Genomic DNA, 14,632 nt, shown 5'->3' with positions numbered 1-14,632 from the left:
GTTGGCGCTGGCGTCACTGTTCGCAGGCCGGACCACGATCCGGCAGTGGCGGGCCGCTGCGATAGGCGGTGACGCGGGGCTGGCTGCCTTCGCCGTCGGTCACGGTGATACGCTCGCCGACCAGCTGGCCGTCGTCGAACTGGGTCAGGAACAGGATCTCGACGCGGTCAGGATTATCCAGCTCCTTCAGCTCCAGATTGCGCCGGCATTCCACCGCGGCCTGGCTTTGCCGTTGCCGGCGCAGCTCGATACTCCATTTGCCCAGCTCGTTCGTCTGGCGCAGGGAGGCGTCGGCCTGGTTCCATGCCTGCTCCAGCTGGCCCTGGTCGAGCAAGGCGAGCCACTTTTTTGCCGCCGCCATCGGCGGCGATTCTGTTTCCTGCAGCGGCGAAGCCGCCGGGGCTAGGGCAGGCAGCAGCGACAACAGCAGCGCAAGCACGACAGGGTGGCTAGGCATGCGCAGTTCCTCCATCGGGTAGCAATTTGCCGGGATTGAGTATGCCGGCAGGATCGAACTGTGCCTTGATACGCTGCATCAATGCCAGCGTAACCGGGTCGAGCGCGCGCGGCAGGAATTCGCGCTTGACCAGGCCGATGCCGTGCTCGCCCGACAGCGTGCCGTCCAGCGCCAGTACCAGGTCGAACACCGCGGCCAGGCAGTCCGGTGCTGCCGCGGCCTGGGCCGGATCTTCCGGCCGGTAGAGCAGATTGACGTGGATATTGCCATTGCCGGCATGGCCGAAGTTCACGATGGGAATAGCGTACTTGTGGGAAATACGCTTCAGCCCGCCGATCAGTTCGGGCAGGCGGCTGACCGGCACCACCACGTCCTCGTTGATCTTCATGGGAGCAATCGAGCGCAGTGCTGGCGACAGGGCTTTGCGTGCCGCCCACAGCTGCTCCACTTCGGCCGCGTCGGCGGCAGCGCGCCACTCCAGCAGGCCGTCGCCGGCCGCCGCGCGCGCGACCGCGTCGACAGCGGCAGGCAGGAAATCGGTCTCGCCGTCGACCTCGATCAGCAGCATGGCGCCGGCGACGGGAATGATCTCGCCGGCATGGCGGCGCGCCAGGCGCAGGGCTTCGTCGTCGAGGAATTCCAGTGCGCAGGGCGTGACCGGCTGGGCCATGATGCGCGATACCGCTGCGGCGGCGGATTCGATGTCGGCATAGGTCGCGCGCAGCACGCGCTTGGCCGGCGCCAGCGGCGTCAGCTTCAAGGTGGCTTCGGTGATCAGGGCCAGCGTGCCTTCGGCGCCGATCAGCAGGCGCGTCAGGTCGTAGCCGGTGGCGCCTTTGCTGGTGTAGTAGCCGGCGCGGAACTCCTCGCCAGTGCCGGCGACTGCGCGCAGGCCCAGGGTGTTCTCCCGCGGCGAACCGTATTTGACCGCGCGCGGCCCGGCCGAATTGCAGGCGAGGTTGCCACCGATGCTGCAATACGGGCTGGACGTCGGGTCCGGCGGCCAGAAGAACCCCAGCGGTTTCAGTGCGGCCTGCAGATCGCCGTTGAGTACGCCCGGTTCGACCACGGCAAAACGATTCGCCGTGTCGATGCGCAGGATGCGGTTCATGCGTTCGAACGAAGCGACCACGCCGCCGGCGACCGGCACCGTCGCGCCGGTGGTATTGGTGCCGCGGCCGCGCGCAATCAGCGGCGTGCGCTCGCGCAGGCAGGCCTGTACCAGCGCGACGACCTGCTCGTGCCGCTGGGGAAAGACCACTGCGTCGGGCATGGCCTGGCGGCGCGAATTGTCGTAGCCGTAGACCAGGCATCCGGCGCGGTCGGTGATCAACGCGTCGGGAAACAGCGCTTCGAGTTCGCCCGCGAGCGATGCCGCCAGGCTCACCGTGTCAGTCCTGGTATTCCAGCACGCGCACGACTTTCTCCACGCCCGATACATTGCGCGCGATCTCGGCCACGCGTTCGGCCTCGTCGCGGCTGAGCAGGCCCATGATGTAGACCGTGCGATGTGCCGTGGTGATGTTCACCCGGGTCGGATCGAAGCCCGGCAGGTCGACAATATCGAGCAGCGCAGTTTTCACATGTGCAGTAATGGTATTGTCGCGGCGCTGGGAGAGAAAGCCTTCGGGCTCGCGCACCTCGATTTCGTTGACCAGCTTGCGCACGCCGTCGTAGCCGCTGACGCGGCGTTCGGCGCGCTGTTTCAGTTCCGCCGTACGCACTTCGCCCACCAGCAGCATCACGCCGTTGTAGACAACGATGGATACGTTGTTCTTCAGCGCCAGCTCTTTGTCCTTGTTGTAGTTGTCGTAGGCGGTTGCCTGGATGTTGCGGTCGCCGATGACCGTGGTCCAGCTGCGCCGGTCGTGGCCTACGCCGGCTGCAGTGCCGCCGACGACGGCGGCGACGCAACCCGACAGCAGCGCGGCGGCAAGGGTCGCAAGCAAGATGGTGCGCATTGGTCGAATCATTCGCTTCCTCTGGGTAGGCATCGGACGCAGCGCGTTCCGGTCATCTGAAATGCGTCGAAGGCGGCGCGCTGTCGTTCCTGGAAAGCATCGAACCCCGCGCGTTGTCGTTCCCGGGAAGCATCGAACGCTGCGCGTTGTCATTCCTGGAAAGCATCGAACGCTGCGCGTTGTCATTCCTAGAAAGCATCGAACGCTGCGCGTTCCCAGCGACATTGCGGTTTTTCGATACAGCCGCTGTAGGCAATGCTGTCGAAGCGGCAGGTGTGGTTGGCGAAATCGGGATGCGCGGCAAGGAACATGTCGGCGGTGCGTATCAGCTTGCGCTGTTTGGCCGGGCTGATCGAATCGGTGCCGTCGGCGCTGGCCGCGGCATCGCGGTAGCGCACTTCGACGAAGACCAGTACATCGCCTTCGCGCATGACCAAGTCCAGCTCGCCGTAGTGGCAATGCCAGTTGCGCGCGATCAGCCGAAGCCCGGCGCGTTCCAGTTCGGCCTGTGCGGCCTGCTCCCACTGCGTGCCGACAGAGCGCATCAGGGCATCCGGCTCTCGCCAAGGGTCAGGCCGGATACCGGCCTGGCTACGCCATTCTCGAAGCGGATCCAGCTCAGCAGGCGGTGTACGCGGCCGAAACTGTCGGAGGCCAGCTGGCCGGTAGCGCCGGGCAGATAGCTGTCCGGGTGTGTGCCCAGCCAGTCCATGTACGGCATCAGCGCATACGCATCCAGGCCCAGCGCGAACAGGCGCGCGCCGGCGCCACGGGCAGAGTCGATGGCGCGCACGATCTGGTCGCGCGGCGGCAGCCCGGCACTGGCGTCGAACAGCCAGGGTGCGTCGCAGAATTCCAGTCCTTCCAGGTCGCGGTCCAGCCCTGCATTGAGCGATCCGGAATAGACATGCGAACTGGCCAGTACCGGCACGCTGACGCCGGCCAGTTTCAGCTGCGGCATCAGCAGGCGCGCCTGTTGCGGGCGCATGCTGATGAATACGGCGGCATTCGAGGCGGTGGCGAAGGCGCCGACGGCCTGGCGGATAACACCGCTGTAATTCACCTCGCCTTCCTTGATGCGTGCCTCGCCGATCACCGCGCCGCCCAGGCTTTCGAACTGGGCGCGGAAGGCCAGCGCGGCGCGCTCGGCCCAGTCGTCGGTGGCGGCGATGACGGCGGCTTCCTTGATGCCCAGCGATGCCATGCGTTCGGCTGCCTGGGCGCCTTCGGCATCGGGCAGCAGGCCGAAGGCGACACTGCCGGGCGGTGGCGTGGCGCCGTTGTCGGACTGGTTCAAGGCCAGTACCGGCACCGGCAGGCGGCCCTGTTCGAACAGCAGGCCTACAGCCTCGCGCGTGAGCGGGCCGATGACGCGCTCGGCGCCGTCGGCGACCGCCTGCTGATAGGCCTTGAGCGAATCTTCGGCGCTTTGTCCACTATCGTATATTTTGACTTCGCCGCGTTCCGCGCCGGTGGCGGCGTCGTTGAACCAGGCGGCGAAGAAGCCGTCGCGTATCGCTGCGGCGGCGTTCTTCAGTGCGCCGCTGGAGGGCAGCAGCAGGGCGACCCGGCGCGCGGCGTGGTAGCCCTCGCGGGTCCAGCGCTCGTTGCTGTCGGGCTGCAAGGTGCCGACCGGTCGGCTGGGCCGCTGCAGTGCCAGCGGCAGTACCTGGCCCTGGCGGCGCAGTGTGCGTTCCACCCAGGGCCGCAGCAGGTCGGTCGGCGGTAGTTCGGCACCGCGCTGCTTGAGCGTGGCAGCGTCGAGTGCGGCCAGGGTCTCGACGATTTCGCGGCGGTTGTTTTCCCGGTCCGGGCCTTCCAGCGAACGATCCAGCACGGCGCGCGTGCGGGCGGCGGCAAAGCGGTCGCCGGAGGCCTGCTGTGCGCGGGCGGTCAGTTCCAGCCGGCGCAGTACCAGGGTCGGCGGCAGGGCCGAGTCGGGCAGGGCGAGCAGGGCCAGCGCTTCTTCGGGTTTCTGCGCGACCAGGGCCAGCTCGGCACTGAGCAGGTCGTAGCGGTAGGCGTCTTCGCCGACCAGGCGCTTGCGCCGCACGCTGTCGAGAATTTCCGCGGCAGCGGTGAGGTCGCCCTCCTCGCGCAATGCCTCGGCGGCGCGCAGGCGGTAGTGGCCGCGGGCGCTGGAGTCGGCCTTGGCCAGCTCCACATAGGCCGTCGCGGCGGCGCGGAATTCGCCGCGTTCGAACAATTCATCGGCACTGGCCGTCTGCGCTGTGCGCGCGCTCGGCGCCACTTCCATGGTGGCGCAGCCGCCAAGGCTGGCCAGCAGCAGACAAAGCAGGATTGGTCGCAGGTTCACGCGCATATCAGCATCCGTACCACCGGGCAATGCTGCGATGATAGCGGATAGCACCGGCGCGACCGCGCCGGCGGGGCAAGGAGGTGGCGCGCATGGACAAGACCGGACGCCTGTGGGTAGTGGCAACGCCGATCGGCAATCTCGAGGATTTTTCCCCGCGCGCCCAGGATGTGTTGCGCCGGGTCAGCCTGATCGCCGCCGAGGACACGCGCCATAGCGCGCCGCTGCTGGCGCGCTTCGGCATCGGTACGCGCCTGGTTGCCCTGCACGAGCACAACGAACGCGACGAGGCCGACCGCCTGGTCGCACGCATGCTGGCCGGCGAAGAGATCGGCCTGATTTCCGACGCCGGCACGCCCTTGGTCAGCGATCCGGGCTTCCGCCTGGTGCGCGCCGCGCGCGCGGCCGGCATTGCGGTCTCTCCCATACCCGGCGCCTGCGCGGCGATTGCGGCCTTGTCGGTGGCGGGCCTGCCCAGCGATCGTTTCGTGTTCGAAGGCTTCCTGCCGGCCAAGGCGGCGGCGCGGCGCGAACGCCTGGCTGAGCTTGCCAGCGAAAGCCGTACCGTGGTGCTGTACGAATCCAGTCACCGCGTGCGCGAATGCCTCGACGACATGGCTGCGGTGCTCGGCGCCGAGCGGCCGGCCGTGCTCGCGCGCGAGCTGACCAAGCTGTTCGAAACCGTGCTCGACGGCAGTATTTCCGAGCTGATTGCGCGGGTTGCGGCCGACCCCAACCAGGAGCGCGGCGAGTTCGTGCTGCTGATCGGTGGCCGGCCCGAGCAGGAAGACGCACGCCTCGCCGAAGGCCGCCGCGTATTCGCCCTGCTGCGCGAAGAGCTGCCGCCGGCACGTGCGGCCAAGCTGGCTGCCGCGATCACCGGTGCGCCGCGCAAGGATCTCTACAAGAGCGAATGAGTGGACTCGATCGACAGGCCCGCTGCCGGCGCCGCGACGAAGGGCGCGGCCGGTGCGATGTGATCTGACATGATTCGCTCCCTATTTCACGCCTGCTGCCCTACACTGCGCGGCGGAGTCGGCCAGACAGTCGCGGCGCAGCAATGCGGCGAGGAAAGTCCGGGCTCCATAGGGCAAGGTGCCAGGTAACGCCTGGGCGGTGCGAACCGACGGCCAGTGCAACAGAAAGCAAACCGCCGAACGGTGCCGGCAACGGCATGCGTGGTAAGGGTGAAACGGTGCGGTAAGAGCGCACCGCCTGCGGGGCTAACGCCGCAGGGCACGGTAAACCCCACCTGGAGCAAGACCGAATAGGGGGACTATGACGCTGCCCGCGTCGTTCCCGGGTTGGTTGCTTGAGCCTGACGGCGACGTCAGGCCTAGAGGAATGACTGTCGTCCCGCAAGGGATACAAGACCCGGCTTATCGGCCGACTCCGCTTTTATCGTTGTGCAGTTTGTGTTGCGTGGGCGCCTTGCGCAAATGCCTCGCGCATTGCGCAGGGTGCGATCAGCGCCAGCGATTTGCAGCGCAAGGCATCAAACCCCGCTGGTGTCGCAAGTCCTTTGACGCAATTCGCTTTGCTCATCGCGCCCTATCGGTTGAACAGGGCCTTGCGCGCCTCGTCGCTGAGCGGATTGGCCTTGGAATACGACGCGGTCGAACCGTCGTAGGCTCGCTGTGTTGCCGGCCGCGCGCGTATCGCTTCGTACCAGCGCAGCAGATGCGGAAAATCGTCCAGATTCTGCGCATGCGCTTCGTGCGGCACGATCCACGGATAGCAGGCCATGTCGGCGATGGAATAGTCGCCGACGATGAATTCGCGCCCGGCCAGGCGCTTGTCCAGCACGCCGTACAGGCGCGCCGTCTCGCGCGTATAGCGGTCGATCGCGTACGGTACCGGTTCCGGCGCGTAGACGCGAAAATGTCCATTTTGCCCGGCCATGGGGCCGAGGCCGCCGACCTGCCAGTACAGCCACTGCATTACCTCGAAACGCTGGCGCAGGTCGCTGGGCAGGAAGCGGCCGCTTTTCTCGGCCAGGTACTGCAGCAGTGCGCCCGACTCGAACAGGGCGATGGGTTCGCCGCCGCCGAGGGGATCGTGGTCGATCAGCGCCGGTATGCGGTTGTTCGGCGCGAAGGCGAGGAATTCCGGCCGGAACTGCTCGCCCTTGCCGATATTCACCGGCACGATGCGGTAGTCCAGTCCGGTCTCTTCCAGCATCAGGCGCGGCTTGAAGCCGTTGGGCGTGCCCCAGTAGTACAGGTCGATCATGCGTGGCTCCGGTTGGCGTGGCGGTTCGGCCATCTGTCGCAAGGGCAGATTGACCGGGGCTCACACTAGCGGTTTCATCTGGCCTGTCGCCAGCGCCAGGAATGGCCAACTGCATGGATCCAGTTTTTGCGTTCGAACTGCGCCTGCCCGCACCCGGCTCGCGCCAGCTGCTGCGCACGCTGCATGCGCAGTTGCGCGCCGCCATATTGGAAGGCCGCCTGCAGCCGGGCCAGCGTCTGCCGTCCAGCCGCGCGGTGGCGCGCTCGCTGGGCATTTCGCGCAATACCGCGGTGGCTGTCTACGATCTGCTGCTCAGCGAAGGCTATCTGCGGGCGCGCCGCGCCAGCGGCATCCAGGTGGTGGAAGGGTTGCCCGCAGCACGTGCGCCGGCCCTGTCGGCTGCGCTGGGCCGCCGCCACCTGACGGCGCGGGCGCGCGCTGCAGTGCCGGCGGAGTCGGCGTCCAGCGGGCTGTTCCGCCTGGGCGTACCGGAACTGCAGCACCTGCCGTTCGACATCTGGCGCCGTCTCGGCGCGCGCTGCCTGCGCCAGTTCGCGCGCGAGCCCGTGCACTACGCCGGCGCCGACGGCTGCCCGGCGCTGCGCGAAGCGATTGCCCACCACGTGGCTTTTGCCCGGGCCGTGGCCTGCCGCGCCGAGGATATTGTGGTGACCTCGGGCGCGCAGCAGGCCTTCGATCTGCTCGCGCGCGTGCTGGTGACGCCGGGTAAGACCCGTGTCGCGGTGGAAGAGCCCGGCTACCCGCCGCTGCGCGCTGCCTTCGCTGCCGCCGGCGCCGAACTGGTGCCGGTGCGCGTGGACGCCGAGGGTTTGCAGGTAGAGCGCCTGCCCAAGGGCGTGCGCCTGGTCTGCGTCACGCCTTCGCACCAGTTTCCGCTGGGCTGTGCCATGTCGCCGCAGCGGCGCAAGGACTTGCTGGCCTGGGCGCGGCAGCAGGATGCGCTGATCGTCGAGGACGACTACGACGGCGAATTCCGCTACGGGGAGCGTCCGCTGGAAGCGCTGCAGACCCTCGACGGCGGCGAGCGCGTGTTTTACGTCGGCACCTTTTCCAAGAGCCTGTTCCCGGCTCTGCGCCTGGGCTACGTGGCCAGCCCTGCCTGGGCGCGCGCGGCCCTGGTCGCGGCCCGGCATGACTGCGATTCCCACGCCAATGTGCTGGCCCAGGACACCCTGGCCGCGTTCATCGCCGAAGGCCACCTGGCGCGGCATGTGCGGCGCATGCAGCCGGTCTATGCGCAGCGGCGCAACGCCTTGCTGCAGGGACTGCAGCGCGAATTCGGCGGCCTGCTGCAGGTGCTGCCGGCCCAGGCCGGCCTGCATCTTTCGGCACAACTGGAAAAAGGAACAGTGCCGCCGGCCTGGCTGGCGCGCACGGCGCCGAATGCGGCCGGTGTTGCGACCTTGCACCGTTTCCAGCTGGCGCGAGCCGGCCGTGCCGGCCTGGTGTTCGGTTTCGGCGTGGCCGACGTGGCGCGCATAGGGCCGGCGCTGGCGCAGTTGCGCCGGCTGTGGCAGCTGGGCTGACGGTAGTGCCCGCCGTCGCGGGCTTTTCTTTTTCCGCCCCGATGGATACTGTACCCCAGTATGGTAACTACGGAGCCGACCCATGCCGCATACGCCGGCTGAGAAGAAGCGCGTGCTGGCCCGGGTAGGGCGCATGCGCGGCCAGCTCGAGGCGCTGGAGCGCGCGCTGCAGCAGGGCGCCGAGTGCGCTGCGGTGCTGCAGCAGATTGCCGCGCTGCGCGGCGCGGTCAACGGCCTGATGGGCCAGGTGCTGGAAAGCCATCTGCGCGAGGAACTCGGCCAGCCCGCCGCATCGGCGCAACAGCGCGGGCAGCGCGTCGACGACGTGGTCGCGCTGCTGCGTTCCTACCTCAAGTGAATTCGCGCGCCGCGGCTGCTGTCGCGGCGCCGGCTTTTTCTATTGTCATTCTTTTTGCAGGAGTCCGTCATGAAGAGTCGTGCCGCTGTCGCTTTCGCCGCAGGCCAGCCGCTGCAGGTCGTCGAGATCGATGTGGAGCCGCCACGCAAAGGCGAAGTGCTGGTCAGGATCAGCGCCACCGGCGTCTGTCATACCGATGCCTTCACCCTGAGCGGCGACGATCCCGAAGGCATCTTTCCCGCCGTGCTCGGCCATGAAGGCGGCGGCGTGGTGGTCGAGATCGGCGAGGGCGTGACCAGCCTCAAGCCCGGCGACCATGTCATTCCGCTGTATACGGCGGAATGCCGCGAATGTAAATTCTGCAAATCTGGAAAAACAAACCTGTGCCAGGCCGTGCGCGCAACCCAGGGCAAGGGGCTGATGCCCGACGGCAGCACGCGCTTTTCCTACAATGGCCAGCCGATCTACCACTACATGGGCTGCAGCACCTTCAGCGAGTACACCGTCGTGCCGGAAATCTCCCTGGCCAAGGTGAATCCGCAGGCGCCGCTGGAGAAGGTCTGCCTGCTGGGCTGCGGCGTCACCACGGGTATCGGCGCGGTGCACAACACCGCCAAGGTCAAGCCCGGCGACAGTGTCGCCGTGTTCGGCCTGGGCGGCATCGGTCTGGCGGTGATCCAGGGCGCGGTCCAGGCCAAGGCCGGGCGCATCCTGGCGGTCGACACCAATCCGGGCAAGTTCGAGCTGGCGCGGCAGATGGGCGCGACCGACTGCGTCAACCCCAAGGAACACGACAAGCCGGTACAGGACGTCATCGTCGCGCTGACTGACGGCGGCGTCGATTTCAGCTTCGAATGCATAGGCAATGTCGAGGTGATGCGCGCGGCGCTGGAGTGCTGCCACAAGGGCTGGGGCGAGTCGATCATCATCGGCGTGGCCGGCGCCGGCCAGGAAATCCGCACACGGCCGTTCCAACTCGTGACCGGGCGTGTCTGGCGCGGCACCGCCTTCGGCGGCGTCAAGGGCCGCAGCCAGCTGCCGGGCATGGTAGAGCAGGCGATGAGCGGCGAAATCCAGCTCGATCCTTTCATCACGCATACCCTGCCGCTGGAACGCATCAACGAAGCCTTCGACCTGATGCACGAAGGCAAGTCCATTCGTACGGTTATCCACTTCTGACGGAGCTGTTCATGCAGCGTATCGAATCGCATGCGAGCTACGGCGGCGTGCAGGAAGTGTGGCAGCACGAATCGCGCGTGCTCGGCTGCAGCATGCGTTTCGGCGTCTACCTGCCGCCGCAGCTGCAGCTGGGGCCTTGCCCCGTGCTTTACTGGCTCAGCGGGCTGACCTGCAACGAGCAGAACTTCATCACCAAGTCGGGCATTCAGCAGCATGCCGCGGCGCACGGCCTGATCGTGGTCGCGCCGGATACCAGCCCGCGCGGCGAGGGCGTGGCGAATGCCGACAGCTACGACCTGGGCCAGGGCGCGGGCTTCTACCTCAATGCGACGCAGGCGCCCTGGGCGTCGCACTACCGCATGCACGACTACGTGGTCGACGAGCTGCCGGCGCTGGTCGAACGGCAGTTTCCCGCCACTGGGCTGCGCTCGGTCAGTGGGCATTCCATGGGCGGCCATGGCGCCCTGGTTGTGGCATTGCGCAATCCCGGGCGCTATCGCAGCGTGTCGGCGTTCTCGCCCATCGTCGCGCCCAGCCGCGTGCCCTGGGGACAGAAGGCATTTGCTGCGTATCTGGGCGAGCAGCGCGAGCACTGGCGTGAATGGGATGCCTGCGAGCTGATCGCCACGGCGCGCGAGCGCCTGCCGCTACTGGTCGACCAGGGGGGCGCCGACGAATTCCTGACTCGCGAGCTGCAGCCGGAACTGCTCGAGCAGGCCTGCGACGCCCAGGCCCATCCGTTGCTGCTGCGCCGGCGCGAGGGCTACGACCACAGCTACTACTTCATCGCCAGCTTCCTCGCCGAACACATGGCACATCACGCCCAGGCCTTGCAGGCGAAATAGCCAGGAGACATCGATGGCGCGCATCGCAGTGATGGGAGCGGGCAGCATCGGCTGCTACGTCGGTGGCCGCCTGGCGGCGGCCGGCGCCGATGTGGTGCTGATCGGGCGCGAACGTTTGGCGCGGGAGATTGCGCGCCACGGCCTGCACCTGAGCGACTATCGCGGCGGCAGCTGGTCGCAGCATCCTGCACAAATAAACATTGCAACTTCTGTCACTGCGGCGACGCAGGCGCAGCTGGTACTGGTGACGGTGAAATCGGCGGCGACGCTGGCCGCTGGCGAGGAGCTGGCCCGCGTACTCGATGCGCAGGCTGTCGTCGTCAGCCTGCAGAACGGCCTGGGCAACGCGCAGCGACTGCGCCAGCATCTGCAGGCGCAGACAGTGCTGGGCGGCATGGTGCCGTTCAATGTGCTGCAGCGAGGCGAAGGCCGTTTCCACCAGGGCACCGAGGGCGAGCTGGAAGTCGAGGCGCACGTGCGCCTGGCGCCGTTCCTGGCCGAGTTCGAGCGCGCCGGCCTGCCGTTGCGGCAGCCGGCCGACCTGCCTGCGGTGCAATGGGGCAAACTGCTGCTCAATCTCAACAACCCCATTAATGCGCTGTCCAACCTGCCGCTGAAGACGCAGCTGTCGCAGCGCGCCTACCGGCGCTGCCTGGCGCTGGCCCAGCGCGAAGGGCTGGCCTTGCTGCAGCAGGCGGCTGTCGCACCGGCCCGGCTGACGGCGCTGCCGCCAGCCTGGCTGCCCCGCGTGCTGCAACTGCCAGACCTGCTGTTCGGCATCGTTGCCCGGCGTATGCTGGCGATCGATCCGCTGGCGCGCTCGTCGATGTGGGAAGACCTGCAGGCGCAGCGCGCGACCGAAGTGGACTGGATCAACGGCGAAATCGTTGCCCTGGCGCAAAGCCTGGGCCGCAGTGCGCCGGTGAATGCGCGGCTGGTCGAACTCATGCACGCGGCCGAGCAGGGCGGCCGGCGCGAGTGGAGCGGGGCGGAATTGCTGGCGGCGCTGACAGCTGCTTTATGATGCGCGCCTTTGCAGCCAGGATTTTCCCGCCATGAGCGATACCCCTCCCGACCGGCTCGACTCCGACCCGCGCAGCCGTTTCCACGATGCCGCTGCGCTGGAGCGCGGCATCGGCATCCGCCTCAACGGCAAGGAACGCCAGGATGTCGAGGAATACTGCGTCAGCGAAGGCTGGGTGCGCGTGCCGGCAGGCAAGGCACGCGATCGCCGCGGCAATCCGATGACGATCAAGATCAAGGGCGAGGTAGTCGCCTATTTCCGCGATCCCGAGCCGGAAGCGGAAGCCTGATTTAGCCAGCGCAGCCCGCACTGAATGTGCGGGCTGCGCGGCTTGCGTGACTTACTTGGTTTTCGGCCCGGCCTTCGTGCTCGCGTCCTTGACCTGATCGGTCAGCGTCTGCGCGGTGTTGCCGTTCTTGATCGGGCAGGCAGCCGGCAGCGGTCCCTTGCCGTTGCCGCAGCCGCCGGTCTGCTGGGCAAAGCCCCACAAGTGGCTGAAGTTCGCCGGCGCGCCGGTGCGGAAGCCCATCGGCACCGGTGGCTTCACGCCGGTGTTCACGTACTGCGCCTGGGTGTGGCAGTGGAAGCAGTTGTTGCCGGGGCCCTGGGCGAAGGTTTCCAGCGTGGTATTGGAGTTCTCGATCGAGCCGGCGAAGTTCTTCGACGTCGGCGGCAGCGCACCGTTGACCGTCCACAGGTTGCCGGTCATCTGGTAGTTGAGCCAGATCGCCATGTTGGCGTACTTGTCCGGCTGGGCCTTGAGCAGGCCCTGCAGGGTCGACTGCACCGAGGCGTTCAGGGCAATCATCGCGCTGGTGTTGTTCGTGCTGCCGCCGCCCTGGGGCGCGACACGGCAGACCTGGGTCGGATTGACGTTCTTCTGGTTGGGCGGGCAGTTCGCCGCGCTGCATTGCGGATTGTTGAATGACCAGCCGCCGGCCGGCGTCGGCTGCGGGTTGGTGCAGTCTGGCGCATTCGAGTTGTGTTCGAACGTGGCCCAGATGAATTCGGGATGGTCCGGCGTGTTGGTCACGAGATGGAAGCCGACCAGGCCCATGGTGATCGGCTGGCAGGTCTCCCCGACCACGCCCTGGATCGTATACATGTCCTTGGGCGGGTTGCTGGCGAAGGTGCGCCAGGAGGCCTTCAGCTCGGTCGATCCGGCTGGCAGTGCTGTCGTCGCCGGGGCCGATGTTATACAGGTGGTATTGTTGAAATCGCAATTGGCGATGAAATTGTATTCGGTCTGGTTGATCCACATGCTGTAGTAGACGACGTTCTTCTGCTGGTCGTACAGCGGATCGCCGGTGGCCTGGTCGTCGGAACCGCCGTCGACCACGCCCAGGCCTTTCGGCACGCGCGGACGCAGGAAAAGCTTCTTCGCATTCACCGCCAGTGCCTTCGCATTGGACGAGCAAGGCGCGCTGGGCTGCTGGCCCCACGGGGTTATCGCGGTGCCGGACGGCACGAAGACGCCGTATTCCGGCATCCAGTTCTCGAATACGCGACCGCCGCCGGCGGCCGGCTGCACCACGTCGATAAACGCCTGCCAGGCGAACTGGTGGAAGACGCAGTCGGTATTGCCGCCGCCGGCGACTTCGCTGGGAAAGCTCGGGCTGGTGAACCAGCTGGCGCTGGCATTGCACGGCGTCTGTGCGTAGGCGGACTGGCCCAGGCAAAGCAATGCGGCTGCGGACAGCCACTGCGTCAAGCGAACGGTCATGGCTACACTCCTGTCGGGTGATGGCTGGATCGCGTGCGGTATCACAGTGCCAACTGTGATTTGGGTACTTTGACTCAAAGTACCGCGGCCTGTAACGGTGCAAGCGCAAAGACGCGTCCGTAGCTATCGCGCGGCCGCCTGGAAACGATTGCGGCAGCGGTCGGGTCGGGTGAATCGCGGTGCGGCCCGGCCGGTTACCGTCGATGCCCCGGCCGGCTGTCGGGTGGATGGGACCAGGGTGCCCTGCTGGCACCGGATGGGGCGTTTTTGGTGCGTCGCGAATGGCCGGATGGGCGTTTTCCGTGCTGCCGATCACAGCAATGGCGGTTCAGCTTTGTAACGTAACTGTGAAGCGCTGAATTTCCTTTCAATTCAATGGCCTGGTGTCGATTCTTAGAATTCGCCTCAATTTGACCGGAAAATGCCACAACCCCATTGATCTGTAACGGAAATTCTCCTTGACAGTCTCAGGGGCTGAGACTAGTGTGGGCGCCCGTGTGAAATCGTGGGAATTTGTGGGAAGGGCGCTACACATGTTCCAGGGCGAAACCGCCATCACCATCGACGACAAAGGCCGGCTGGCAGTGCCGACGGCTTATCGCGAGCTGATTGCGGGCGCCTCTGCCGGACGCCTGGTGTTCACCTACAACCCCTTCGAAACCGGCTGTCTCTGGCTGTTTCCCCTGAACGAGTGGGAGACGGTACGCGACCAGGTCAACGACCTGCCCAGCGTCAAGGCCGTGCACCGGGCATTGCAGATGAAGCTGGTCGGTGCGGCGGCCCATGTAGAGCCCGACAGTGCCGGGCGAATCCTGGTCCCGGCAAGTCAGCGTGCGGCGGCAGGGATCGAAAAGAAAGCGGTGTTGCTCGGCATGGGTACGAAGTTCGAGTTGTGGAGCGAACAGGCGCACCTGGCCAAGATCCGCCAGACCATAGGCGAGGACGAGATCAGCGACGCAATGATGAATCTGAAGCTTTAAGCAGAACGA

At 66.7% G+C, this 14,632-nt stretch carries 15 protein-coding genes and 1 other RNA gene; 9 read left to right on the top strand and 7 right to left on the bottom strand.

Going from position 1 to position 14,632, the window contains the following annotated elements:
- Positions 1-13: 13 nt before the first annotated feature.
- The 5 genes from DFR29_RS01925 to DFR29_RS01905 form a co-directional block, all read right to left on the bottom strand.
- Positions 14-457 (bottom strand): DUF4019 domain-containing protein, encoded by a 444-nt coding sequence (locus tag DFR29_RS01925; protein ID WP_166653812.1) that lies wholly within the window; start codon positions 455-457, stop codon positions 14-16.
- Positions 450-1,844 (bottom strand): FAD-binding oxidoreductase, encoded by a 1,395-nt coding sequence (locus tag DFR29_RS01920; protein WP_243745928.1) that lies wholly within the window; start codon positions 1,842-1,844, stop codon positions 450-452. The genes DFR29_RS01925 and DFR29_RS01920 overlap by 8 nt, the downstream gene beginning before the upstream one ends.
- Before the next feature lie 4 nt (positions 1,845-1,848).
- Positions 1,849-2,418, bottom strand: coding sequence for a BON domain-containing protein (locus DFR29_RS01915; RefSeq protein ID WP_166653811.1), 570 nt, complete (start codon positions 2,416-2,418; stop codon positions 1,849-1,851).
- A gap of 188 nt (positions 2,419-2,606) precedes the next feature.
- Positions 2,607-2,963 carry a YraN family protein gene (locus tag DFR29_RS01910; RefSeq protein ID WP_133816855.1) on the bottom strand — a complete coding sequence of 119 codons (357 nt, stop codon included), beginning with the start codon at positions 2,961-2,963 and terminating at the stop codon, positions 2,607-2,609.
- Entirely contained in the window at positions 2,963-4,735 is a 1,773-nt protein-coding gene (locus DFR29_RS01905; RefSeq protein ID WP_166653810.1) for a penicillin-binding protein activator, read from the bottom strand. The genes DFR29_RS01910 and DFR29_RS01905 overlap by 1 nt, the downstream gene beginning before the upstream one ends.
- A gap of 92 nt (positions 4,736-4,827) precedes the next feature.
- Here DFR29_RS01905 and rsmI point away from each other — a divergent pair, with 92 nt between their 5' ends.
- Positions 4,828-5,652 (top strand): 16S rRNA (cytidine(1402)-2'-O)-methyltransferase, encoded by an 825-nt coding sequence (gene rsmI / locus DFR29_RS01900; RefSeq protein WP_133816853.1) that lies wholly within the window; start codon positions 4,828-4,830, stop codon positions 5,650-5,652.
- Positions 5,653-5,766: 114 nt separating this feature from the next.
- Positions 5,767-6,133: RNase P RNA component class A (gene rnpB, locus DFR29_RS01895), an RNA gene on the top strand.
- Positions 6,134-6,286: 153 nt separating this feature from the next.
- Here rnpB and DFR29_RS01890 read toward each other — a convergent pair.
- The gene (locus DFR29_RS01890; RefSeq protein WP_133816852.1) at positions 6,287-6,967 is read right to left on the bottom strand and encodes a glutathione S-transferase N-terminal domain-containing protein; all 681 of its coding nucleotides are present in this window, start codon (positions 6,965-6,967) and stop codon (positions 6,287-6,289) included.
- Positions 6,968-7,080: 113 nt separating this feature from the next.
- Between DFR29_RS01890 and pdxR the strand changes: the two genes are divergently transcribed.
- From pdxR to DFR29_RS01860, 6 genes are all read left to right on the top strand, one after another.
- On the top strand, positions 7,081-8,514 hold the full coding sequence (pdxR, locus tag DFR29_RS01885; protein WP_133816851.1) for a MocR-like pyridoxine biosynthesis transcription factor PdxR: 1,434 nt from the start codon (positions 7,081-7,083) through the stop codon (positions 8,512-8,514).
- 82 nt (positions 8,515-8,596) lie between these two features.
- Positions 8,597-8,872 (top strand): formaldehyde-responsive transcriptional repressor FrmR, encoded by a 276-nt coding sequence (gene frmR / locus DFR29_RS01880; RefSeq protein WP_133816850.1) that lies wholly within the window; start codon positions 8,597-8,599, stop codon positions 8,870-8,872.
- A gap of 69 nt (positions 8,873-8,941) precedes the next feature.
- Entirely contained in the window at positions 8,942-10,051 is a 1,110-nt protein-coding gene (locus DFR29_RS01875) for an S-(hydroxymethyl)glutathione dehydrogenase/class III alcohol dehydrogenase (protein WP_133816849.1), read from the top strand.
- An 11-nt stretch (positions 10,052-10,062) separates the two neighbouring features.
- The gene (gene fghA / locus DFR29_RS01870; RefSeq protein WP_133816848.1) at positions 10,063-10,896 is read left to right on the top strand and encodes an S-formylglutathione hydrolase; all 834 of its coding nucleotides are present in this window, start codon (positions 10,063-10,065) and stop codon (positions 10,894-10,896) included.
- A 13-nt stretch (positions 10,897-10,909) separates the two neighbouring features.
- The gene (locus DFR29_RS01865; RefSeq protein WP_133816847.1) at positions 10,910-11,920 is read left to right on the top strand and encodes a 2-dehydropantoate 2-reductase; all 1,011 of its coding nucleotides are present in this window, start codon (positions 10,910-10,912) and stop codon (positions 11,918-11,920) included.
- 31 nt (positions 11,921-11,951) lie between these two features.
- The gene (locus tag DFR29_RS01860; RefSeq protein ID WP_133816846.1) at positions 11,952-12,209 is read left to right on the top strand and encodes a DUF3297 family protein; all 258 of its coding nucleotides are present in this window, start codon (positions 11,952-11,954) and stop codon (positions 12,207-12,209) included.
- A gap of 51 nt (positions 12,210-12,260) precedes the next feature.
- On the opposite strand, the gene DFR29_RS01855 is transcribed toward DFR29_RS01860, so the two are convergent.
- Positions 12,261-13,643 carry a hypothetical protein gene (locus tag DFR29_RS01855; protein ID WP_133816845.1) on the bottom strand — a complete coding sequence of 461 codons (1,383 nt, stop codon included), beginning with the start codon at positions 13,641-13,643 and terminating at the stop codon, positions 12,261-12,263.
- Positions 13,644-14,176: 533 nt separating this feature from the next.
- Between DFR29_RS01855 and mraZ the strand changes: the two genes are divergently transcribed.
- Entirely contained in the window at positions 14,177-14,623 is a 447-nt protein-coding gene (mraZ, locus tag DFR29_RS01850) for a division/cell wall cluster transcriptional repressor MraZ (protein WP_133816844.1), read from the top strand.
- Positions 14,624-14,632: the final 9 nt, after the last annotated feature.

The organism is Tahibacter aquaticus (assembly GCF_004363655.1).
Lineage (GTDB): Bacteria > Pseudomonadota > Gammaproteobacteria > Xanthomonadales > Rhodanobacteraceae > Tahibacter > Tahibacter aquaticus.
Note: the sequence above shows the minus strand (reverse complement) of the source record. Positions and strands in the feature narration are given on the sequence as shown.

Bases quoted from the DNA above. Each gene is read 5' to 3' on its own strand.
- DFR29_RS01925 (WP_166653812.1), bottom strand. From the start codon at position 457: ATGCCTAGCCACCCTGTCGTGCTTGCGCTGCTGTTGTCGCTGCTGCCT.
- DFR29_RS01915 (WP_166653811.1), bottom strand. From the start codon at position 2,418: ATGCGCACCATCTTGCTTGCGACCCTTGCCGCCGCGCTGCTGTCGGGT.
- DFR29_RS01910 (WP_133816855.1), bottom strand. From the start codon at position 2,963: ATGCGCTCTGTCGGCACGCAGTGGGAGCAGGCCGCACAGGCCGAACTG.
- rsmI (WP_133816853.1), top strand. From the start codon at position 4,828: ATGGACAAGACCGGACGCCTGTGGGTAGTGGCAACGCCGATCGGCAAT.
- DFR29_RS01890 (WP_133816852.1), bottom strand. From the start codon at position 6,967: ATGATCGACCTGTACTACTGGGGCACGCCCAACGGCTTCAAGCCGCGC.
- pdxR (WP_133816851.1), top strand. From the start codon at position 7,081: ATGGATCCAGTTTTTGCGTTCGAACTGCGCCTGCCCGCACCCGGCTCG.
- frmR (WP_133816850.1), top strand. From the start codon at position 8,597: ATGCCGCATACGCCGGCTGAGAAGAAGCGCGTGCTGGCCCGGGTAGGG.
- DFR29_RS01875 (WP_133816849.1), top strand. From the start codon at position 8,942: ATGAAGAGTCGTGCCGCTGTCGCTTTCGCCGCAGGCCAGCCGCTGCAG.
- fghA (WP_133816848.1), top strand. From the start codon at position 10,063: ATGCAGCGTATCGAATCGCATGCGAGCTACGGCGGCGTGCAGGAAGTG.
- DFR29_RS01865 (WP_133816847.1), top strand. From the start codon at position 10,910: ATGGCGCGCATCGCAGTGATGGGAGCGGGCAGCATCGGCTGCTACGTC.
- DFR29_RS01860 (WP_133816846.1), top strand. From the start codon at position 11,952: ATGAGCGATACCCCTCCCGACCGGCTCGACTCCGACCCGCGCAGCCGT.
- DFR29_RS01855 (WP_133816845.1), bottom strand. From the start codon at position 13,643: ATGACCGTTCGCTTGACGCAGTGGCTGTCCGCAGCCGCATTGCTTTGC.
- mraZ (WP_133816844.1), top strand. From the start codon at position 14,177: ATGTTCCAGGGCGAAACCGCCATCACCATCGACGACAAAGGCCGGCTG.